Source organism: Pseudarthrobacter oxydans (assembly GCF_030812335.1).
Lineage (GTDB): Bacteria > Actinomycetota > Actinomycetes > Actinomycetales > Micrococcaceae > Arthrobacter > Arthrobacter oxydans_B.
This window is the reverse complement of the sequence record NZ_JAUSSN010000003.1, coordinates 463402-484764: the sequence shown is the minus strand read 5'-3', so window position 1 is coordinate 484764 and position 21363 is coordinate 463402. Positions and strand designations below refer to the sequence as shown.

The window sequence follows — 21363 nt, the reverse complement described above, 5'->3', positions numbered from 1 at the left end:
AATGTTGATTATCGGACCTCCCGGCTCCGGCAAGGGAACGCAGGCGGAGCGCATTTCGGAGCGCCTCGGCGTGATTGCGATCTCCACCGGGGACATCTTCCGCGCCAACGTCAAGGGTGAGACGCCGTTGGGCATCGAAGCCAAGACGTACATGGATGCGGGCGACTTTGTCCCGGACAGCGTGACCAACAAGATGGTCCGCGACCGGCTCAGCGAGGGCGACGTGGAAAACGGCTTCCTCCTGGACGGCTACCCCCGCACGACCGCGCAGGTGGACTACCTCGACGGGATTCTGGCCGACGGCGACCAGAAGCTCGACGTCGTCCTGCAGCTCACGGCCGACGACGAGGAACTCGTCACCCGCCTGCTGGGTCGCGCCAAGGAAACCGGACGCACTGACGACAACGAAGCCGTCATCCGGCACCGCCTTGACCTCTACCACGAGCAGACGGAAGCCGTGGTCGCCAAGTATGCCGACCGCGGCATCCTGACCCGCGTCGACGGCATTGGCGGCATCGACGAGGTCACCGACCGCGTTATGCAGGCCATCAAAGAGGCCCAGGCGGCCTGACCGGCCCGCGCACCTCGAGGCCCCTCCCGGAACATCGGGAGGGGCCTCAGCCATTTGGCCGGCGGCCTTCCCGCGCCGGCACACCCATTGAAAGGAAGTTGCGGATGGCATTCGGCCAGCCACGCATCGAATACAAGACCAACCCCCAGATGCGCTCCATGCACGAGGCGGGGCTTGTCCTCAGCCGGGCCCTCGACGCCGCGGTTGCGGCGGCCGCGCCGGGGAAGACCACCAAGGACCTTGACGCCGTGTTCGCCGCAGTGCTCAAGGACGCCGGTGCCACGTCGAATTTTCTGGGCTACCACGGCTTCCCCGCCACGATCTGCACCTCGGTCAATGAGGAGGTCGTGCACGGCATCCCGGGGGACCGCGTCCTGCAGGACGGGGACATCCTCTCGATCGACGGCGGCGCGATCCTGGGCGGCTGGCACTCCGACTCCGCCCGCACCGTGATCGTGGGCACCGCGGACCCCGAGGACCAGCGGCTCTCCGATGTCACCGAGGCCGCGATGTGGCACGGGATTGCCGCGCTGGCGACCGGCAAGTTCATCGGCGACATCGGCAACGCCGTGGACGACTACGTCTCCTCCGTGCCCGGCAAGGCCCTGGGCATCCTCGAGGACTACGTGGGCCACGGCATCGGCTCCGAGATGCACATGGCCCCGGACGTCCCGAACTACCGCACCAACCACCGCGGGCCGAAGATCCGGCCCGGGCTGTGCCTGGCCATCGAACCGATGCTGGTGCGCGGCAGCATCGAAACGGCCGTGCTGGAGGACGACTGGACCGTGGTGACCACCGACGGCCAGCGCTCCTGCCAGTGGGAGCATTCCGTCGCGGTCCACGACAAGGGCATCTGGGTGCTCTCCGCGCCCGACGGCGGAGCCGCGAAGCTGGCCCCGCTCGGCGTCGTGCCCGTCCCGATCCCCTAAGCCCCCGAACGCGGAGCAACGCTGGCTACGTGCGTTGGCGCCGCACTGGCGACTCGCATTGGCGCCGGCGATGCGCGTTACGGCCGGCGACGCAAAGAATCCCTGGCGACGCCGGAATGTGGCAGCGTCAGGGATTTAGCGCGTCGGCGGAAAGTTGGTGCCGCGAAATTGGCCCCGCTCGGCGTCGCGCCCGTCCCGATGCAGTCTGCGATGCGCATTGGCGCCGGCGACGCGCACCATGGCCGGCGACGCGAAGAATCCCTGGCGTTGCTGGAAGACCGGCAGCGCCAGGGATTCGTCGTAGCGGCGGAGACCGTGCGGGCCGTCAGCTCTTGAGCTTGGGCTTCACGTCTTTGGTGTAAATGCCTTCCAGGGTGGCCTTGAGCGCCGTCATGGTGGCCTGGACGTCGCCCTGCTGGGTGAGGATCGCCGCCGCGGACTTGGCCATCTCCTGGTCCGCGCCCGGCAGGAACACGCGGGCGTTGTCCTGCACGCGGGTCACGGCGAGCTGGTCCATGGCGGTCTTGATCTGCGGGGTGGCTGCCAGTACCGCGGTCATGTCGGCCGAGGTGCGGGTGGGCATGTAGCCGGTCGCCGCGGAGAACTGGGCCGTGTTTTCTGGTTCCGTCATGAACTTCAGGAAGGTCGCGGCGGCGAGCTGCACTTCCTTGCTGACGCCGCTGGGGATGCCCAGTCCTGCGCCGCCGGTGGGGCACACCGGGCTTTCGTTCTTCGGACCGCCCGGCAGGTAGCCGACGCCCACGTTGAACTTCGCGGACTTCAGCACCCCCAGCAGGGAACCCGTCGAGGAAATCGTTGACGAGGTGATCCCCGCCGCGAAGTCATCAGCAGCTTCCTTGGACGAGACCCCGGCCCACTTGTCCTTGAAGATGGAATCCTGGGCCCACTGCAGCGCGGCGACCGACTCGGCCGAATCGCAGTTGAACTTCCACTCGTCGGACCAGCTGCCGCCCCAGCCCCACAGGTTGTTCTGCAGCGTCCAGCCCGCGTAGCCGGCCAGCGCCGGGTAGATGTAGGCGTACTGGGCGCCGGAACTGGCCTTCAGCTTGGGTGCCCACTCGGCAAACTCCTGCCACGTCTTCGGGGCACGGTCCGGCAGCCCGGCGGCCTTGAAGTGGTCCTTGTTGTAGTAGAACAGCGGGGTGGAACGGCCGTAAGGCAGCGCCCACTGCTTGTCCTCGTACTGGTAATCCGCGATGAGGGACTTCTGGAAGTCATCGACCTTGACGTCCAGCTGCTTGATCAGGCTGTCCAAGGCGATGATGTTGCCGTTGGAGTAGTACCGGAACCACCAGACATCCGAGAGCACCACAAGACCCGGAAGGCCGGACTTCGCGGCCTGCGAGGTCTGGAACTTCTGGGCGATTTCCTCATAGTTCGCCCCGGCGGTGACCAGGTTGACCTTGATCTCCGGGAACTTCGCGTGGAACTTCTCGATGATCGCCTTCTCCACGTCCTGGGACTTGCCCGGGTGGTTGGACCAGAAATCGATCGAGGCTGCGGGCTTGACGCCGCTGAAGTCGATGTCGGCGGCCGCGGTCGCAGGCGCGGGGCCTGCGGTGGACGGGCCTCCGCAGGCCGACAGCGCGGCGGCGCCGGCGCCGGCACCTGCCAGTCCCAGGAAGTGCCTGCGGTCAAGATTCAATGCCATGGTGGATCCTCTCGATGATGCTGACTCGTTGAAATGGCTGTGTTTGAGTTGGAGCTTTCGACGGCGGCGTCACCCGGTGACGCTGCCCTGGGTCAGGCCGGCCACGATGTAACGCTGCAGAGCCGCGAATACCAGCAGGATGGGGACGATCACGAGCACGGCGCCGGCCATCAGGATGCCCCAGCCGGAGCCGTTGCCCTCGGAGTTCTGCAGCAGCGTCAGGCCCACCGGCAGGGTCATCGTCTCGGGCCGGTCCGTGATGATCAGCGGCCAGATGTAGTCGTTCCATTCGCTCACGACGACGACGAGGGCCACCGTGGCGATCGACGGTCCGGAGACCGGCGCCACGATCTGCCAGAGGCGGCGCCAGTGGCCGGCGCCGTCGATCTCTGCCGATTCCAGGATGGACGCGGGCAGCGTCATGAAGTGCTGGCGGAGCAGGAACGTGCCGAACGCCGTGCCCAGGCCCGGGAGGATGATGCCCCACAGGGTGTTCTTGCCGCCCATCCCTGCGATCAGGATGTAGTTGGGCAGGATGGATACCTGCGGGGGGACCATCAGGGCCACCAGGATCAGCACGAAAATGATGTTCTTGTAAGGGAAACGGACAAACACGAGCGCGTAGGCGGTCAGGATGGCCAGGAGGACTTTGATGGTGGCGCCCACGGTCGTGACAATCAGGCTGTTCATAAAGAACTGCGCGAACGGGACCGTCGTCATGGCGATGTTGTAGTTCTCGAGGTTCAGGCCCTCCGGCAGGATCTTCAAGTCCATGGTGATGATTTCGCCGGGCTGCTTAAAGGAACTCAGCACCATCCACAGCAGCGGCAGGAAGACAACCAGGGTGCTGAGGATCAGCGGAAGGTAGCCGCCGGCGATGGTCTGGGTCAGGTTGGCCCGCGAGAACGGCCGGTGACGGTGCAGGGGGATGTCGGGCCCTGCGCCGGAGGCGGGGCCGGCATCGGCGGCGGGGTCGGGGCTGACGGGGGAGAGCAGGCTCACGAGTAGTGCACCTTCCGTTCGACGAACCGCAGCTGCAGCACGGTGATGATGAGCAGGATGGCGAACAGGATTACGGAGATGGCCGCCGAGTAGCCGGCCCGGTTGAACGCGCCGAAGGCCTGGAGGTAGGCCTCGTAGATCAGCGTGCTGGTGCCGTTGCCCAGCGGGGTCATGATCCGGATCAGGTCAAACGCCTGCAGCGAGCTGAGCATGGTGGTGATGAGCAGGAAGAATGTGGTGGGGGAGAGCAGCGGCAGGGACATGGTCACGAAGCGCTTGAAGCCGTTGGCCCCGTCGAGTGATGCGGCCTCCATGACATCCTGCGGGAGCGACTGCAGCCCGGCGAGGTAGACGACGGCGCAGTAGCCCAGGTTTTTCCAGACGTAGACGATCATGACCATGACCAGGGACAACTGGGGATCATTGATCCACTGCGGACTCTGCTGGCCGAGCCCGCGCAGCAGCCAAGCGAGCACCCCGTAGCCGGGATCGAATATGAACAGCCAGACGAGGCCGACGCCGACGCCGCTGAGCACGTAGGGGGCGAAGACGGCCGAGCGCGCGAACGTTGTCCCGCGGATCCTGGAGTTCAGGGCCAGGGCCACCAGCAGGCCAAGGACCATGGACCCGCCGACCGTGACCAGGGTGAAAATGGCGGTGGTGCCCAGGACCTTGGTGGCGTCCGAACTCGTGAAGAACGTTACGTAGTTATCGAGGCCCACCACCGTGGCCGAGGCGGAACCCAGCGTCCAGTCCAGCGTGGAGTAGTAGATGTTGTTGAAGAGCGGGAGGTAGGTGAACACCGCAATCAGGAGAAGGTTGGGCAGGGCCAGGGCCAGGAAGACGAAGAAGTCCCGGCGGGTTCTGGCGGACCAGCGGGCACGTGGCGTCGCGGCCGGTTTCGCCTCGACGACGGCGCGGGGCCGGTCGGTCAATTGTCGCGTCATTCAGGTCTCTAACGGGTCCGTGCCTGCCGGGGCAGGCGGGTGGGCGGGGATACCTTGCTATCACTTCACCACACGGTTGGTGGGCAGAACCCCGCACGAGACACCAGTAGAGCTTTGTTGTCCTAGGCTTCGTTGCCCGTTCACGCTGTGTTGCATGCAGTATTACATAACGATCGTTTGGACCACAGACATCTGGGGGCGATTCTTCCAGACGATGGAAAAGCCGACCAGGCGGCGGCGGTCGGCGGGGAGCACAATAGAGCCATGACTGCAATTACTGATGTGCCCGGCCTGAGGGTGGGCCACGCCGGCAGGACGGATGAGGGCTGGCTGAGCGGGGTGACGGTGGTGCTGCCTCCCGTCGGGACGGTGGGCTCCGTCGATGTCCGCGGCGGCGGCCCCGGAACCCATGAGACCGACGCCCTGGACCCCACGACCCTGAGCCGGACCGTCGACGCCGTCGTGCTCACCGGCGGAAGCGCCTTCGGCCTCGCCGCTGCCCACGGCGCCCAGCAATGGTGCGAGGAGAACGGCCGGGGATTCGCCGTGCCCGGCGGCGTGGTCCCGATCGTCCCGGCCGCCGCCATTTTCGACCTCGGCCGCGGCGGGGACTTCGCCGCCCGCCCGGACGCGGCCATGGGCTACGCGGCCACCGCGGACGCCGCCGCCCGCAAGATCGAGCACGACGTCGAACGAGGCAACGTCGGCGCCGGCACCGGAGCCCTCATAGGCAGAGGGACGTACAAAGGCGGGGTGGGAACCGCATCCATCACTTTAGACAACGGCGTCGTCGTCGGAGCCCTCGCAGTGGTCAACGCCCTCGGGTTACCTTTTGGCACATCGCCGCAACAGCCGGAACCCGGCAGCGTGCGTCTAAGCGAGGAACGAGCGAGCACGCCGAGGGTTGCGGCTGCTGCGGCGGAAGCCGCACCGGAATCTGCGCAGCAGGTGCCGCCGCCCGCGCTCAACACAACCCTTGTCGTCGTCGCCACGAACGCGATCCTGGACAAGGCCGAATGCAAACGGACCGCGTCGGCAGCCCACGCCGGGCTGGCCCGGGCGCTGAATCCCAGCCATACCCTCGCGGACGGGGACACCGTCTTCTGCCTCGCCACCGGCGCGCTCGCGCTCGACCGCAGCAGCGAGGCCGCCCGTAACGCGAGCCTCATCACCCTGCAGAGCGCGGCAGCCGACGTCGTGCGTCTGGCCATCCTGGACGGGGTCGCCTGCGCGGAGGCCGTGAGCACGCCGGCGGGCGAATTTGGTGCATACGGACGCTGAGTGCGCTACGCTTGCTGGATTTAACATTCGGGCCGTGATGGCGTAATGTTGTCTGTTGGTTGTCTGCCCTGTTGTGCCCTTTTGGGGCCGGGAGGCATCAGCCAATCAATCAAAAACGTCCGCGGTGATTTCCGGTGCAAGCCGAAGGGCTGCGGCAAACAACAGTTAGCGGAGGGTATGGCCAAGAAGGACGGGGTCATTGAGATCGAGGGCGTTGTGACTGAGGCGCTGCCTAACGCGATGTTTCGCGTTGAGCTCACCAACAAGCACGTCGTTCTGGCACACATCTCTGGAAAGATGCGCCAGCACTACATCAGGATTCTCCCTGAGGACCGGGTAGTGGTGGAGCTGAGCCCGTACGACCTGACACGTGGTCGTATCGTCTACCGCTACAAGTAAACACTGGGCGGCCAGAGCAATAGCCGAAGGCCGGTCCAGCTGACCACTGCAACACGCAAAGGAACGCCATGAAGGTCAAGCCGAGCGTCAAGCAGATCTGCGAAAAGTGCAAAGTGATCCGCCGTAATGGCCGGGTCATGGTGATCTGCGAGAACCCGCGCCACAAGCAGCGCCAGGGCTAATTTCCCTCTTCGGGAAATCCTGGGTTGCTAACCCACGCAAGTAAATAAAAGGCAGCACAAGCTGATCTGGGACGTATGAGCCCGTACAGCTAACCCCCGGTCGGAGGCTGGGGCCGCACGGAATGTGCGGGTGTACTGCCTACGACCTCCGGTTTATTCAAGGAGCACTGCCTCTATGGCTCGTCTCGCTGGCGTAGACATTCCCCGCGAAAAGCGGTTGGAAATTGCGCTTACTTACATCTACGGCGTGGGCAAGACCCGTGCACACGAAACCCTGGCTGCCACCGGCATCAGCGCGGACGTTCGGGTCAAGGACCTGTCCGACGCCGAGCTCGTCCAGCTGCGTGATTACATTGAAGGCAACTACAAGGTTGAGGGTGACCTTCGCCGCGAAGTAGCAGCAGATATCCGCCGCAAGGTTGAAATCGGCAGCTACGAAGGTATTCGCCACCGTAAGGGCCTGCCAGTGCGCGGACAGCGTACGAAGACGAACGCACGTACCCGTAAGGGTCCGAAGCGCACCGTTGCAGGCAAGAAGAAGACGCGCTAAACCGCTCGTCTTCCCCCCGATAACTTTCTGTAGGAGAAATAATGCCCCCGAAGACTCGTGGCGCGGTTCGCAAGCCGCGTAAGAAGGACAAAAAGAATATCGCGCTGGGCCAGGCGCACATCAAGAGCACCTTTAACAACACCATCGTGTCCATCACGGACCCGAACGGTGCTGTCATCTCCTGGGCTTCGTCCGGCGAGGTTGGCTTCAAGGGCTCACGTAAGTCCACCCCGTTCGCAGCCCAGATGGCCGCCGAAGCCGCCGCAAAGCGTGCGCAGGAGCACGGCATGCGCAAGGTTGACGTATTCGTCAAGGGCCCGGGTTCGGGACGCGAAACGGCAATCCGTTCACTGCAGGCCGCTGGCCTTGAGGTTGGATCCATCCAGGATGTAACCCCCAGCGCCCACAACGGCTGCCGTCCGCCGAAGCGCCGCCGCGTCTAAGGCTTTCCAGCGCACCGGTGCTTGCCCGGACCTTCGCGGGTCCGGGCAAGCCCAGTCGCGTTAAGTCTCAGACCGATCTTTCCACCACCTGTGTTGCGTCATATAGCGGATGCTCGCCGAAAGGAAACCTAAGTGCTCATTGCACAGCGCCCCACCCTCTCCGAAGAGGTCGTCTCCGACAACCGCTCCCGTTTCATTATTGAACCGCTGGAGCCCGGTTTCGGTTACACCCTCGGAAACTCCCTCCGCCGTACCCTGCTCTCCTCCATCCCCGGTGCCTCTGTCACGAGCATCCGGATCGATGGCGTGCTGCACGAGTTCACCACGGTTCCGGGTGTCAAGGAAGATGTCACCGAGATCATCCTGAACATCAAGAACCTGTCGGTTTCCTCCGAGCACGACGAGCCGGTTGTTGCTTACCTGCGCAAGCAGGGCCCGGGAGTCGTCACCGCCGCGGACATCGCTCCGCCGGCCGGCGTCGAATTCCACAACCCGGATCTGCACATTGCCACGCTGAACTCGAAGGGCAAGTTCGAACTCGAACTGACCATCGAGCGCGGCCGCGGCTACGTTTCGGCAGCCCAGAACAAGTCCGGCGACTCCGAGATCGGCCGTATTCCGGTCGACTCGATCTACTCGCCGGTGCTGAAGGTTACTTTCCGCGTGGAAGCTACCCGTGTTGAGCAGCGCACTGACTTCGACAAGCTCATTGTCGACGTCGAGACCAAGCAGGCCATCGCCCCGCGCGATGCCGTTGCTTCGGCAGGTACCACCCTGGTGGAACTGTTCGGTCTGGCCCGCGAGCTGAACACCGCAGCTGAAGGTATCGAGATTGGCCCGTCGCCGACGGATGCTGCCCTGGCAGCAGACATGGCCCTGCCGATCGAGGATCTGGACCTCACCGTCCGTTCCTACAACTGCCTCAAGCGTGAGGGCATCCACACCGTGGGTGAACTCGTGGCCCGCTCCGAGGCCGACCTCATGGACATCCGTAACTTCGGTGCGAAGTCCATCGATGAGGTCAAGGCAAAGCTGGTTGAACTGGGCCTGTCCCTCAAGGACTCGCCTCCCGGTTTTGACCTCGCAGCACGCGCCGCAGCAATTGAAGAGGACGACGCCGCTTTCAGCGACGACGAGCTCTAACAAACAGATCTTGGCCTGCCGGCTGGATGCACCACGGTGTGCGCAGCCCAACGGCTTCCATATGAGGAGAAACTATTATGCCTACCCCCGCTAAGGGTCCGCGCCTCGGAGGCGGAGCGAGTCACGAGCGTCTGATGCTCGCGAACCTGTCCGCCGCACTGTTCGAGCACAAGCGGATCACCACCACGGTGACCAAGGCCAAGCGACTGAAGCCGTACGCCGAGCGCCTGGTGACTTTCGCCAAGCGTGGCGACCTGGCTTCCCGCCGCCGTGTACTCGGCTTGATCAGCGACAAGGGCATCGTCCACGAGCTGTTCACCGACATTGCACAGGCAGTGGAGAACCGCAACGGCGGCTACACCCGCATCACCAAGATCGGCAACCGCAAGGGCGACAACGCTCCCATGGCTGTCATCGAGCTGGTTCTTGAGCCGGTTTCCGCCAAGCAGGCAGTTGTAGCCGAGGCTACCTCCGCCGCCAAGCGCGATGCCGACAAGAAGGACGCCGACAAGGCAGAAGCTGCTCCGGTCGCCGAGACCGAAGCCGCTGAAACCGAAGAGGCTCCGGCCGCTGAAGCGACTGAGACTGAAGCAGCAGCAACCGAAGAGGCTCCGGCCGCTGAGGAAGCCCCCGCTAAGAAGGACGAGAAGGAAGCGAAATAATTCGCTGATTTCTTCGCATAGACTTAAGTCTATGAACGACCAGAAACCCGCTGCCCCCGTTAGAGGGGGCGGCGGGTTTTTGCGTGTCCGGCTTGATCTTGCGTACGACGGCGGACCCTTCAGCGGGTGGGCCGTCCAGCCCGGACGCCGTACCGTCCAGGGCACCCTGGAGGAAGCCCTGGCCCTGCTCATCCGCCGGCCGATCCGGGTCACCGTCGCCGGACGGACCGACGCCGGGGTGCACGCCCGCGGCCAGGTGGTCCACGTGGACTTCACGGAGGCCGAGTGGCTGGGCCTGAACCGCGGCGTGGAGCTGGATCCGGCCGTCGCGCTGCTGAGGCGGCTCCGCGGCGCCCTCAGCCGCGGGCTGGGCGACCTCACCGGGTCCATCGAGGTCCACAAGGTCACCATCGCACCCAAAGGCTTCGACGCGCGGTTCTCCGCGCTCTGGCGCCGCTACAGCTACCGGATTGCGGACGGCCCGCTCCTCTGGGACCCGCTGGGCCGCTCCGCCACGCTGTGGCATCAGGAACCGCTCGATGTCGGTCTGCTCAACGAGGGCGCCTCCCAGCTGCTGGGACTCCAGGATTTCCGGTCCTACTGCAAGCCGCGGGAAGGTGCCACGACCATCCGGGAACTCCAGCGTTTCGAGTTCGCCCGCGGCGCCGACGGCGTCCTGGTGGCCACGGTCCAGGCCGATGCGTTCTGCCACAACATGGTCCGCTCGCTCGTGGGATCGGCGCTGTTTGTAGGGGCCGGCATCGAGGCGCCCGGCTGGCTGCACGAACGGCTGATTGCCCGGCAGCGGGACGCCAAGTCCGTGCTGGCGGCCCCGCATCCGCTGGTGCTGGAAGAGGTGGCCTACCCGACGGCCAGCGGGCTGCTGGCCAGGGCCGAGCTGACCCGCGCTAGGCGCCAGTAGCGCCGCCCGCGTCCGCCGGACCCAGGGCATGTCTGTGGGCCAAACGCTGAAGTGCCGGGCGGCTGCGGCCTGGGTGATGTGAAGCGCCAGGCGCCGCGGTCGCAAGTCGTTCGTTGCGGGAGCAGGCCTGGGATTTTGTAGCACCCGATAGATTAAGGTCCCCCAGCTGGAGCCACTAGGCTTTCTCGTAACCCTAGGGATTCGATTCACAACGGTTATGAGACAGGCCAGGCCGGACCAGGCGCAGGGTGGGCCGCCCCAATAGAGTTAGATGTACGGGCTCTTAGCTTCAGGGGACTCCATGCGGAAACAGATATTCACTCCATTACTGGTGGTGCTGCTGGCGGCTTGTGCGCCAGCTGCGCCAGCAGACTATCCGCGGGCCGCCTCTGCCGACGGCCGCTGGAGTGTCGCTGTTGGTTTCCCGGTCTATGAATCTTTGGATACGTGCGCGGACGACCCAAGCGTAGAAAGTGCCATCACGAGCGCCGACATGCCCACTTCCCACCTTGCAGTACGTCTGCATGCAGGATCCTCTGAGGCCGATGCCGTGCGAGTCGCAGAATGCGTGGATCATGCGCTAACCAGCGGGGAAATCACGATCTTTCCCCCCGTATCTGATGCCCCCCGGCTCCTTGGTCGCGAGCTAGTGGCTACCACGTTTCCTTTAGTCCTTCGGGCGCTAACTAGATGCACGAGATGCCTCGCGAAGTAACCTATGGCGGCCCGCAGCTGAACCTCGTGCGGGATGCTCGGTTAGCTAGGGGCCGGAATACTACAGCTAGTCGAGTTCTACGATGACTTTCCCGCCCTCGTAGAAGCCTTCCCCATCCGCCTGGATCATTGCGCCGTTGTTGTTCACGAAGTAGGTCAGAACATGCCCCAGGGCGGCGTAGCCATCCTCGTCAATGTCGGAGCTGGGCAGCTGGGCTGAGACGATAAACCGCGTACTCCGCAGGTGTTTCTCAACGCGCCTTCGGTTCCTTGTGTTTCGCACGTCCTCGAGTAACTCTATGAACTCTTCGATCTCTTCGCGCATGTCGGACTCATCTTTTCCATCGTCGCGATTAATTTCGAACAGGATCGGCGCCTTGTGATCCTTGTAGGCAATACCAACCTGCTCCCAGCTGCCCTCGTCAAGGGAAGACTCGCTGACCGGCGGATCGAGGGCAAGAGATGCTCCACATTCAGCGGCGTATTCAAGGACCGGCCGCAACGGTGAAGGTTCGCCCTTAGTGCAAAATGCTCTGACGTAGTAGCCCACGGCTAACACGATACCGTCGGCAGGAGCGAATGGCACTACCTCAACCGGGTGTCCGACTGGCGATCGTGCACGTTGGCCTGCAACACTCTGGCTTATTCTCCCAACTGATTGAGCACCGTTGGGCTCATTGGGCCTGGGCGGTCCCCGAAGCTCACCCATGCCAAAATAACGACAACTACGATGACCACCAGTAGAAGAGCAACAATAAGAATTACGCTAGGTTTCATACCTGAAGACTAATTAGGGCAGTCCCGTCGCTCACAGCGTCCCGCCGGGCCCGGTTTCGAACCCGTCCCGACAGCCGGTCGGTGACTAGGCGCCCTCTCCTTCCCTATAGGCGTCCTGTGGCGTTCATTCCCTGGCAGCAACGTATAAATCTGGCGCCGGACACTTCGAGCTCCAACGCGGCCTTGTCAGCGACAGCAATTCCCGTGATGCCACGCTCGGCCAACGAGCCGATCACCGAAGCTCGAGTCCGGGCCTGTTCTCACGCAGCATCCAACATCGTCTGCTGCCCATCCGGAACAAATGCGGTCAGGATCAGCATCCATGGCTGCCTCCTTTGGGAACAGGAGTACCGAACAAAAGCACCTTAGTGCAGGGGACGTATCGACGGGCCAGCGTTCAGAAGTCCTCTTCGCAGATCCTGGAACCATAGGGAAGTTTGTGCAGTCAGCTTCTGAAAACGGCACCACGAGCGCCGCTAACCCTGTTTCGAGTTGAGGGTGTAACCGAAGTCTTTAAGAGTGTAAATTCTCCCATCGAGGTCAACGCGGGTGTAGCTAAGATGTGGAAGATTCAGTCCGTTATAGCCGGACCCGAACACTAATAGGGCCTCGGCTGCAGTCTTCATCCAGTGCCGCTTTTCGGTTTCATCATCGAAGGCGCGGTTGACCAGATCTTTAGTATTTCTGTGCGCTTTCGGGGCGCTCCCAAAAGTTAGGAATTTGAAGACAAAGAATGGCAGGCCTGTTCCAGAGTCCACGCCTTCCTCACGCACCGTCGTAAAGGGAATGCTGCATTCGGAATCTACGAGTTTGAACACTCAGTGAAGTATGGGCCGCCCGCGACTAGCCACTTCAAGTAGACGTCAGTGGCCCTGTCGATGACGCGGTGTTCGCGGCCGTCTTTGGTCACTTCGACTTCAAACATGTGTGAATCTCCCCCAGCTAGCGCAGTGCCAGCTATTTGAACCCCCCGGCCAGAGAGCCAGAACCAGGCTCATCCTTACAGGTCAATCTGGTTCCTGTCACCAATACGTCCTCGTCCTGCAGTGGCCAGCCGACTCGGAGGCCGACTATGACGCCCTCATCGGCATGGAGGACGCGCTGGAGGGCGCACTCCCCGCTGCCCATGGCTTCGTGGATGGGCACGACTTCGGCGCAGGCGAGATGAACATCTTCGTCCACACTGACGAACCCCACGAAGCGTTCGGGGACGCGGCGACGTCCCTTGGTGCTGAGCCAAGATGGGCTGAGGTACGGGTGGCGTACAGGCCGACAGGAGGTGATCGCTATGTCGTCGTGTGGCCGGAAACGCTCCAGGACTTTTCGGTGTCGTGATGCATCGTACCTGCTCATCATCCTGGAGACTTCGAAGCCGTAAGGCCGCTCCTTCCCGCGGTAACAACGTCGCGCGGGTTGCAAAAATCGACGCTAGAAGGCAGGCGCCGCCGCTTTGGCGGGAAGCTCCATTGTGAAGGTGCTCCCGTAGCCGGGGCGTGTGCTGCAGGAAATGGTGCCGCCGTGCCGTTCGACGATCGCTTTCGTTATGGCCAGCCCCAGCCCGGCTCCGGGGATCGGGCCCTCGCGGACCGCGGGGCTGCGGAAGAAGCGGGCGAAGACCCGGTCGGCGTCGGCGGCTGTCATGCCCATTCCGTCGTCCTTGACCTGTAGCAGCACCCGGCCTCCCTCGCAGCTGGCCGAGACGTGGACGGTGCCGCCGTCGGGCGAATACTTGATGGCGTTGGAGACGAGGTTGTCGAGGGCCTGGCTGATCCGCAGCGGATCCACCTCGGCCCAGAGCGGAGCCGGAAGGTCCATGGACAGCGAGACCCGGGCGGCCTGGGCGTGGGCCTGGGCCGAACCGAGGCTGGCTTCGACCAGGCTAGCCAGGTCGGTCCGGCGCGGGTGGACGTGCACCGCGGTATCGGCGGACATCATCAGGTCCGAGACCAGTGCCAGCAACCGCTCGGCATTCCGCTGCGCGACTTGGATCCGGCGCACGGTGGCAGGGGAGAGCTCGTCGGATTCGCCGAGGACCAGGTCCAGGTTGCCGATGATCGAGGTCAGCGGGGTGCGGAACTCGTGCGAGACGGTGGAGACAAGGCTGTCCTTGGCCATCAGGGCATCGGCAAGCGCGGTGACCTCCTCGGTGAGCAGCCGTTCGCGGTCGCCGCTGTCCGCGAGCAGGGCGTGAAGCTCGGCTTCCCGGGACCCGGTCAGCCGGACGAGGGCCAGCTGCGCACGCCGCGGCATCCCCGCAAAGAATCCTTCCGGGTTCCGGACCTGTTGCTGTTTACTCAATGAAGCCGCGCTCCTTCCTCGCTGCTCCAATTCAACAGCATGCGTCACGCTAGCTTGACACAGGATGAATATTTGTGGCCGCGGCTGTGCCTAAACGGTGATTCGCGCCATAGCGTGGGTATTCTGACACTACTGTCGCACTTTCAATGCGCTGCAGTACCGACGCGGCCTCTATTGGGGGGTGGATGCCGCATCATCAGAATGTAGAGGGGGACCATGACTGACTTGGGAGTAGCAGTCGTCGTTGAGGACGACGAAGACGTACGTAACCTCGTCGAAGCGGTGCTGAGCCAGGCGGGATTCGACGTCCACGGCGCCGCCAGCGGGCGGGAAGGGGTCGAGGTGGTGCGTAGCCAGAAGGCCAGCGTTGTCACCTTGGACATTGGCCTGAACGACATTGACGGGTTTGAAGTGCTGCGCCAGATCCGGCAGTTCAGCGACGCTTATGTTGTCATGCTGAGCGGGCGGACGGATGAGCTGGACACGCTGACCGCGCTGCACACCGGCGCCGACGATTTTATGACCAAACCGTTCCGCCCGCGCGAGCTCCGGGCCCGGGTAGCCGCGATGATGCGCCGGCCCCGGCAGGAATTCGCCAAAGGCACGCCCCCGGAGCCGAGGACGGCGCCGTCGGCGAGTCTTGTCCTGCCCCAGGATGCAGTGTTTCGGCACAACGGCCTGGTGCTGAACCCGCACACGCGTTCGGTCACCCTTGATGGCATGCCCACCAGCCTGACCCGCAGTGAGTTCGACCTGCTGCACGCACTGCTGAAGGCGGCCGGTGCTGTCCGGACCAAGGTCGATCTGGTGCGGGTGGTGCGGGGAGAGTACTACGGCGCTGATGCGTACATCAGTGAATCCGACGAGCGTGCTGTCGAGGTCCATATCGGCAACCTCCGGCGCAAACTGAAGGAGGATCCGCTGCAGCCGCGCTGGCTTCAGACGGTCCGCGGCGTGGGGTACCGGCTCGCACCGGCGGTGGACTAGCTGTCCTTGAGGTAGCTGAACTGCAGTTCGTCCACGGTTTCGTTACCGCTTTCGGCGACTTCCTGCAGGAGCAGCCGCGCGCGGTTGGCGTCGCGGACACGGATGGCGTCCTCCAGCTCCCGGGCGAGCCCGGCCAGCCGGACCCCGCCGACCATGGCTGAGGACGTCTTCAGGCTGAGCACGGCGTCCAGGGCTGCTGCCTCGTCCCCGCTGCCTAGGGAGCTGGCGAGGGACTGATAGCGCCGGTTCCACATGTTGGTGTAGTCCCGCGCGAATCCCCTGGCCACGGCCGGGCTCTCCAGCTGGGACCCGAGCTCCTGGAGGGCGGTGGGGTCCACGAGCGGGGGCGTCATGTCAGGGCCGGTGTCCTTGGCCCCGGCGGGGGCTAGCCCCGCACCGCCGGGGGAGGCGTCGGCGGAGAGGCCGATGGTTGCGTCGCCGTCGTCTGGAGCACCTTGAAAGGACATGTGTTTACGCTACTGCCTGCCCCGGCCGCTGCCGTGGTCTCCGGGCGAACCTGCGCAAACCCTTGCGCTATCCCGATGGCTTCCTGAGGGTTCCGCCGGAGGTTTCACCCTGCCCGGGAGCTTGTTGCCGTTACCCGCCGCTAAACGTCTCGATCGCGTTGATGACGGCGGGGCCCAGGATGGCAATAAAAAGGACCGGGAAGATGAAGAAGAGCAGGGGGAACAGGATCATAACCGGAAGCTTCATGGCCTTTTCCTCGGCCCGCTGCCGCCGCTTGACCCGCATGACCTTCGCCTGGATCCGCAACACCCTGCTGATGGCAATGCCGTAGGTATCCGCCTGGACAACGGCCTGGACAAAGCTGCGCAGTTCGGGGACGCTGGTCCGCTCCGCGAGGGCCAGGTATGACTCGCGGCGGCTCCTGCCCACCTGCATGTCCTGCAGCGTCCGGACGAGTTCCTCGGCGAGCGGGCCCTTGCCGTTTTCCCCGGCGCGGGCCATGGCTCCTTCGAAGCCCAGACCGGCCTCTACCGAGATGAGCATCTGGTCGAGGGTGTTGGCCAGTTCCAGCTGCATGGCCGTCTGGCGCTCCTGCCCCTTGCTGTAGAGCAACAAATCGGGGATGAAGTAGCCCAGCAGGGCCACAAAGATCCCCACCAGCTTAATGATGGGGGTGGAACCCGTGGCGCCAATGTACAGGCCCAGCAGGGCACCGGCCAGGCCCAGCAGGGGCTTGGCGGCCAGCACACGACCGAGGGGAAGGGAGACCGGTCGGCCTGCCAGGGAGAGCAGCTTGTCGAGTTTGCGGACATATCCGGCCGGCGTCAGACGGTAGCCGATTCGTTTCAGCAGCGAGGTCCGCTGTGCCTCGCTGAAGTCAGCGGTCTCCGTGCCCGCCGCGAGCAGCTCGCGGATGGCCCGGTGGGACTTCCGGTCAACGGAGAGTGCTGACCAGGTGAGATAGCCGAGCGGCAGGGAGACCAGGAGCAGAGCGAGCAGTACCGATGGATCCATGAGCATCTCAGAACTTCAGATCAATGATTTTGCGCATCCACAGGCCGCCGATGGTCATCATGATCATGGACGCGCCGATCATGACCCAACCCAGCAGGCTGGTGAACATGGAGTTCATATAGCCCGGGTTGGCCAGCATGAGCATCGCGACGATGCCGAACGGCATAGCCATCAGGATGTACGCAGAGAACTTTCCCTCCGCAGCCAGGGATTTGATGTGACCCTTGATTTCACTGCGCTCGCGGATGGTTTCGCCCACCTGGTCCAGGACTTCGGCGAGGTTCCCGCCCACTTCCCGGTTGATCTGGATGGCCTGGGCGATCCAGACAAAGTCATCGCTCCGCATCCGTGCGGCAGTGTCGGTGAGGGACGACTGGAGGTCCCGGCCGAGGCTCGTTTCGGTGATGACCCGGCGCATCTCTTCCGCCGTGGGACTTTGCGATTCTGCTGCGGCGGCGTCAATGGCGCGAAGGATGCTGTGGCCTGCCCTGAGGCCGCCGGAGAGCAGTTGAAGCGTGTCGCCGAGTTGCTGGTCAAACATGACACGACGTTTGCCGGTGAGGTAGCCGATCACCAGGTGCCCCGCCAACGGCGCCAGCAGCACGAACAGGACTGCCAGCAACGGGCCCGCGACGACGAAGCCTGCCAAGGCGCCGACGAAGGCGCCGGCCAGCACCAGCACAAAGAAGTCGGACTGGCTCATCCGCAGTCCGGCGTTTTCGAGTGCCTCCCGGCTGAAGAGCCGCACTTTTCGCTGCGCAAAGTATCCATCGACGAGGTTGACCGCCGAGCCGGCGAACCGGGTCAGCTGCGAGTCCGTTTGGATCTGGGCTGGCTGGCGGCGGTCCAGCGGCACGCGTGCCCTCCGCGGGGCGAGCAGGACGAAACCAAGCAGAAACAGGGCAGCTGAGAACAGGGCAACCCCGATGGGCAGCATCGTCAAAACTGGTTCACTGCCTTCCGGCCGGCGCCACGGGAGCGGCGAACACGCTGGGTGAGACGTGGATGCCAAAATCCTCGAAGCGGTCGATGAACCGGGGGCGGATGCCGGTGGGGACCGGTTTGCCCAGGAAACGGCCGTGGGCGTCCACCCCGGCGGAGTAGTCGAAGACGAACGCGTCCTGCAGGGTGACGATGTCTCCTTCCATGCCCTGCACCTCCGTGACGTGGGTGATGCGGCGGGTGCCGTCCCGGAGTCGGGAAATCTGGATGATCAGGTTGACGGCGGAGGCGATCTGCTCACGGATGGCGCGGAGCGGCAGGTCCATTCCCGCCATCAGGACGAGGGTCTCCAGACGGGCGACGGCGTCCCGGGGCGAGTTTGAGTGCACCGTGGACAGCGAGCCGTCATGGCCGGTATTCATGGCCTGGAGCATGTCCAGTGATTCCCCGCCACGTACCTCGCCGACCACGATTCGGTCCGGGCGCATACGAAGGGAATTCCGCAGAAGCTCCCGGATGGTGACCTCGCCCTTGCCCTCGGTGTTCGGCGGCCGGCTTTCCAGCCGGACGACGTGGCGTTGCTGGATTTGGAGTTCGACGGCGTCCTCGATTGTCACGATGCGCTCGTCGTGGGGCAGGAACGACGAGAGAACGTTCAGCAGCGTGGTCTTGCCGGTGCCCGTGCCGCCCGAGACGATGATGTTGAGCTTTGCCTTGACACAGGCGTTGAGGAGCTCCGCCATCTCAGGCGTCAGGGTGCCGAACTCGATGAGGTTCTGGACCGTGAGCGGAACTTTGCTGAATTTTCGGATCGTCAGCGAGGAGCCGCCCACCGCGAGCGGCGGGATGACGGCGTTGACGCGGGAACCGTCTTCGAGGCGCGCATCCACGAGCGGGGATGACTCATCGATGCGGCGCCCCACCTTGGAGACAATACGCTCGATCACCTTGCGCAGGTGGTCTTCGGAACTGAACCGGGACTCGGTGAGCGTGAGCTTGCCGTGACGCTCAACGTAGATCTGGTCCATGCCGTTGACCATGATCTCTGTCACCGCGGAATCATCGAGGAGGCGCTGCAACGGTCCGTAGCCGAGCACATCGTCGGCCACGTCCTGGACCAGCCGGAGCCGTTCCTCTCCGGACAGCGGGACCTGTTCTGCGTCGATGATGCGGATGAGTTCTTCCCGGGCGGATGAGCGCAAATCATCTTCCGTGACGGCGGAATCATTAAAACGGGCGCCCATGCGCTCGAACAGGGCGGTGGCGGCGCGCTGCTTGAGGGCAGCGAAGACATCCACCGGCTGCTGGCCAAACGGTCGGTGCGCGTCCGTTAGCTCTTCGAAAGTAGGTGCTGCGGTTGGCGTGCGCTGCCGTTCCACGGGGGGAGCCTTGCGTATTTGGGGAGGCGGGGCGGGGGCTGCGGGAGCGGACTCGGGAACGAGCTTGGGAGCAGCAGCGGACCCGCCCTCCGCAGCAGCGAGCCGATCAGTGAGCTTCACTGGACCACCACCCTGCGGTGCAGTTTCTTCTTTGCCCTGGCACGCCAGGCAGGATCGAACCGTTCAACCAGCTGCCGCAGCCCTTTGACGGCCGGGTCCCTGCGAGCCTCCTGAAGCACCGGTATGCCCCGGTTCGTGGACAACGCCACAGCCTTGGACCGCGGAATACTGACATCAACGGGCGCACCGATGGTAGCTTCGACATCCTGAACACTGAGCCCGGATGCGGAATCGGCCAGATTCAGCACAACATGGCGCGTCTCCGGCTGGAGGTCCAGTCGTCGGAGGATTTCGAGGCCGGACCGCAGCCCGCGGATGCTGGGAACATCCATGGCGGTGACCCAGACAATGTCTGTGCACTGCTCCATGGCCGCCAAGCCCACCTCCGGTAACCCCGGGGCCGTGTCCACGATGACGTACTGGAACTGTTGCGCGAGCTGCCCGAGCAGGCGCGACACCTGCTCGGGTGTGATGTTGTCCGCTTCTTCGGGGCTCCTGGGCGCGCAGAGAGCATAGATATTGCCGGGGTGCACGGTCAGGAACGCCTTCAGGACGAGGGAATCGTGGCTCGCGGCGGGGGAGACCGCATCGGTCACAGTGTGCTCCGGGTGGAGGTATAACCCTGAGGCGACATCGCCGAACTGCAGGTCCAGATCCACGATCACGACGCTCATGGGGGCCACCTGACCCAGCCCGATGGCGATGTTGGTGGCAATGGTGGTTTTGCCTACTCCGCCCTTGGGCGAGAAGACACCGATCACCAGACCCTTCGGGGCGTCCGGGTGCTGAACGGCTGTGGACCTGTTCTTGCTGACAAAGGACTGGCAGGCCCGTTCCAGCATGACGCGGATCTGGGCTGCATCGGCGTGGGGGCTGAGAATATCCCGGATGCCGGCACGCATCGCCAGGAGCAGGAAATCGGGGTCCGGTTCGCCCACCAGGATGACGCTGAGCTCGGAGAGCTGCACGTCAAAGATCGTGGCCAAACGTAGGGCGTCATCGACTGGGACATCCGGTCCCAGAATGAGGACCTCGGGACGCTGCTGGTCAAGCTTCGCGAATAACTCCTCGGGATCTGAAGGATTGACGAAGGCGAAGGTCTGCAGACCGCCCGGCAGGCTTCCGGCCAGGGCTAGGCGCACGCGGGACTCGAAGTCGGCATTGGGCGTGATCAGTACAAAACGGCTCATTTGTAGATCTCCGGTTTCGTCATGATGCCAGGGCGGCCGCTGTCCGTGGCGTTGAGCGGCTCCTTGCTGAGCCAAAGCGTGCCGAATTCGGAGCCGTAGACGATCTTGGTGGCGTCCACGTCGTTCACGGCGACTGTCAACAGCAATGATCCGGTGGGTAGGGACGTGTCCTCGACCGTGGCTCCGGAGCCGCTGGCAGTAGGTTCGGGAGACGGGGCGGCGCTGGCAGCCCGCTGCACTGACGTCACCAGGACCTTGTGGAGGGTCAGTTGCGTCGTCTCCTTGTCTGGCTTGGCCTCGATGCCGCCATTTTTCAACGAAATGAAGATGCCGATGTGGTCTCCGGCGGTCAGCCGTCCGCCGACAACGCGCTGCGGGTCCAGCTGGAAGGAGACCTCCTGATGCCCCTCCGGCACCTGCACGGCTCCGCTGGCCTCCAAGGATTCCGGCGCGGTAAGCCGTTCCTCGACGAGCTGCTCACCCGGAAACAATTCGACGGCGGTGACCTTGCCGGCCAGGCCGTCGAGGCTTAGTACCGCGGACGTGGCAACGGCAGTGCCTGGCAGCGTCCGGGCTGTGAGAAAGGGCAGAAGGCTTTCCACGGCGGTGCCGGCCGGCACCGGCTTCGCCACGACGAGGACGTCCACGGGCTCAAGACTCTTGACGGCCCGCTCGTCGGCACCGCTGGCGTAGGACATCACGAGAATGGCTCCGACGAGGGCAAAGACGACGGCGGCGATCCCGGCCAATAAGCGTGACTTCAAAAAC

General features: G+C 64.1%; 23 protein-coding genes. 11 read left to right on the top strand and 12 right to left on the bottom strand.

Annotation, left to right across the window (positions count from 1 at the left end; all coding sequences use genetic code 11):
- Position 1 precedes the first annotated feature (1 nt).
- The gene (locus J2W14_RS07455) at positions 2-571 is read left to right on the top strand and encodes an adenylate kinase (RefSeq protein WP_307460636.1); all 570 of its coding nucleotides are present in this window, start codon (positions 2-4) and stop codon (positions 569-571) included.
- A 104-nt stretch (positions 572-675) separates the two neighbouring features.
- A complete protein-coding gene (gene map / locus J2W14_RS07450; RefSeq protein WP_307460543.1) occupies positions 676-1503 on the top strand; it encodes a type I methionyl aminopeptidase in 828 nt (275 codons plus the stop codon).
- 325 nt (positions 1504-1828) lie between these two features.
- Here the strand turns inward: map and J2W14_RS07445 are convergent, their stop codons facing one another.
- The 3 genes from J2W14_RS07445 to J2W14_RS07435 all read right to left on the bottom strand — a co-directional run bounded on the left by J2W14_RS07445 (position 1829) and on the right by J2W14_RS07435 (position 5124).
- Positions 1829-3175: an ABC transporter substrate-binding protein gene (locus tag J2W14_RS07445; RefSeq protein ID WP_307460541.1), complete on the bottom strand. Its 1347-nt coding sequence runs from the start codon at positions 3173-3175 to the stop codon at positions 1829-1831.
- A 69-nt stretch (positions 3176-3244) separates the two neighbouring features.
- A complete protein-coding gene (locus tag J2W14_RS07440; protein WP_307460634.1) occupies positions 3245-4099 on the bottom strand; it encodes a carbohydrate ABC transporter permease in 855 nt (284 codons plus the stop codon).
- Between the two features lie 74 nt (positions 4100-4173).
- Positions 4174-5124, bottom strand: a complete 951-nt coding sequence (locus J2W14_RS07435) for a carbohydrate ABC transporter permease (RefSeq protein WP_307460538.1) — start codon at positions 5122-5124, stop codon at positions 4174-4176.
- A 264-nt stretch (positions 5125-5388) separates the two neighbouring features.
- Between J2W14_RS07435 and J2W14_RS07430 the strand changes: the two genes are divergently transcribed.
- The 8 genes from J2W14_RS07430 to J2W14_RS07395 all read left to right on the top strand — a co-directional run bounded on the left by J2W14_RS07430 (position 5389) and on the right by J2W14_RS07395 (position 10706).
- Positions 5389-6405, top strand: coding sequence for a P1 family peptidase (locus J2W14_RS07430; RefSeq protein WP_307460535.1), 1017 nt, complete (start codon positions 5389-5391; stop codon positions 6403-6405).
- A gap of 177 nt (positions 6406-6582) precedes the next feature.
- Positions 6583-6804: a translation initiation factor IF-1 gene (infA, locus tag J2W14_RS07425; protein ID WP_011775571.1), complete on the top strand. Its 222-nt coding sequence runs from the start codon at positions 6583-6585 to the stop codon at positions 6802-6804.
- A 68-nt stretch (positions 6805-6872) separates the two neighbouring features.
- Positions 6873-6986 carry a 50S ribosomal protein L36 gene (gene rpmJ, locus J2W14_RS07420; RefSeq protein WP_009358722.1) on the top strand — a complete coding sequence of 38 codons (114 nt, stop codon included), beginning with the start codon at positions 6873-6875 and terminating at the stop codon, positions 6984-6986.
- A gap of 175 nt (positions 6987-7161) precedes the next feature.
- Positions 7162-7536, top strand: a complete 375-nt coding sequence (rpsM, locus tag J2W14_RS07415) for a 30S ribosomal protein S13 (protein WP_024366110.1) — start codon at positions 7162-7164, stop codon at positions 7534-7536.
- Between the two features lie 41 nt (positions 7537-7577).
- Positions 7578-7979 (top strand): 30S ribosomal protein S11, encoded by a 402-nt coding sequence (rpsK, locus tag J2W14_RS07410; RefSeq protein WP_018773682.1) that lies wholly within the window; start codon positions 7578-7580, stop codon positions 7977-7979.
- Positions 7980-8111: 132 nt separating this feature from the next.
- Positions 8112-9122, top strand: coding sequence for a DNA-directed RNA polymerase subunit alpha (locus J2W14_RS07405; RefSeq protein WP_024366109.1), 1011 nt, complete (start codon positions 8112-8114; stop codon positions 9120-9122).
- Positions 9123-9199: 77 nt separating this feature from the next.
- Positions 9200-9784, top strand: a complete 585-nt coding sequence (gene rplQ / locus J2W14_RS07400) for a 50S ribosomal protein L17 (RefSeq protein WP_307460530.1) — start codon at positions 9200-9202, stop codon at positions 9782-9784.
- A 31-nt stretch (positions 9785-9815) separates the two neighbouring features.
- Complete coding sequence (locus tag J2W14_RS07395; RefSeq protein ID WP_307460526.1) at positions 9816-10706, top strand: tRNA pseudouridine synthase A; 891 nt, start codon at positions 9816-9818, stop codon at positions 10704-10706.
- A 781-nt stretch (positions 10707-11487) separates the two neighbouring features.
- On the opposite strand, the gene J2W14_RS07390 is transcribed toward J2W14_RS07395, so the two are convergent.
- The 3 genes from J2W14_RS07390 to J2W14_RS07380 form a co-directional block, all read right to left on the bottom strand.
- The gene (locus J2W14_RS07390) at positions 11488-11970 is read right to left on the bottom strand and encodes a hypothetical protein (protein WP_307460524.1); all 483 of its coding nucleotides are present in this window, start codon (positions 11968-11970) and stop codon (positions 11488-11490) included.
- Positions 11971-12673: 703 nt separating this feature from the next.
- Complete coding sequence (locus tag J2W14_RS07385) at positions 12674-13015, bottom strand: hypothetical protein (RefSeq protein WP_307460521.1); 342 nt, start codon at positions 13013-13015, stop codon at positions 12674-12676.
- A gap of 610 nt (positions 13016-13625) precedes the next feature.
- Positions 13626-14495: a sensor histidine kinase gene (locus J2W14_RS07380; RefSeq protein ID WP_307460517.1), complete on the bottom strand. Its 870-nt coding sequence runs from the start codon at positions 14493-14495 to the stop codon at positions 13626-13628.
- A 216-nt stretch (positions 14496-14711) separates the two neighbouring features.
- Between J2W14_RS07380 and J2W14_RS07375 the strand changes: the two genes are divergently transcribed.
- Positions 14712-15482: a response regulator transcription factor gene (locus J2W14_RS07375; protein WP_307460515.1), complete on the top strand. Its 771-nt coding sequence runs from the start codon at positions 14712-14714 to the stop codon at positions 15480-15482.
- Here J2W14_RS07375 and J2W14_RS07370 read toward each other — a convergent pair.
- The 6 genes from J2W14_RS07370 to cpaB form a co-directional block, all read right to left on the bottom strand.
- Complete coding sequence (locus tag J2W14_RS07370) at positions 15479-15949, bottom strand: Hpt domain-containing protein (protein ID WP_307460510.1); 471 nt, start codon at positions 15947-15949, stop codon at positions 15479-15481. The two genes, J2W14_RS07375 and J2W14_RS07370, sit on opposite strands and share 4 nt — an antisense overlap.
- Before the next feature lie 130 nt (positions 15950-16079).
- Positions 16080-16964, bottom strand: coding sequence for a type II secretion system F family protein (locus J2W14_RS07365; protein WP_307460631.1), 885 nt, complete (start codon positions 16962-16964; stop codon positions 16080-16082).
- Positions 16965-16971: 7 nt separating this feature from the next.
- Positions 16972-17901, bottom strand: a complete 930-nt coding sequence (locus tag J2W14_RS07360; RefSeq protein WP_307460628.1) for a type II secretion system F family protein — start codon at positions 17899-17901, stop codon at positions 16972-16974.
- Between the two features lie 13 nt (positions 17902-17914).
- Positions 17915-19405: a CpaF family protein gene (locus J2W14_RS07355; protein WP_370871212.1), complete on the bottom strand. Its 1491-nt coding sequence runs from the start codon at positions 19403-19405 to the stop codon at positions 17915-17917.
- Positions 19402-20595 (bottom strand): AAA family ATPase, encoded by a 1194-nt coding sequence (locus J2W14_RS07350; RefSeq protein ID WP_307460507.1) that lies wholly within the window; start codon positions 20593-20595, stop codon positions 19402-19404. The genes J2W14_RS07355 and J2W14_RS07350 overlap by 4 nt, the downstream gene beginning before the upstream one ends.
- Entirely contained in the window at positions 20592-21359 is a 768-nt protein-coding gene (cpaB, locus tag J2W14_RS07345) for a Flp pilus assembly protein CpaB (protein ID WP_307460504.1), read from the bottom strand. The genes J2W14_RS07350 and cpaB overlap by 4 nt, the downstream gene beginning before the upstream one ends.
- Positions 21360-21363: the final 4 nt, after the last annotated feature.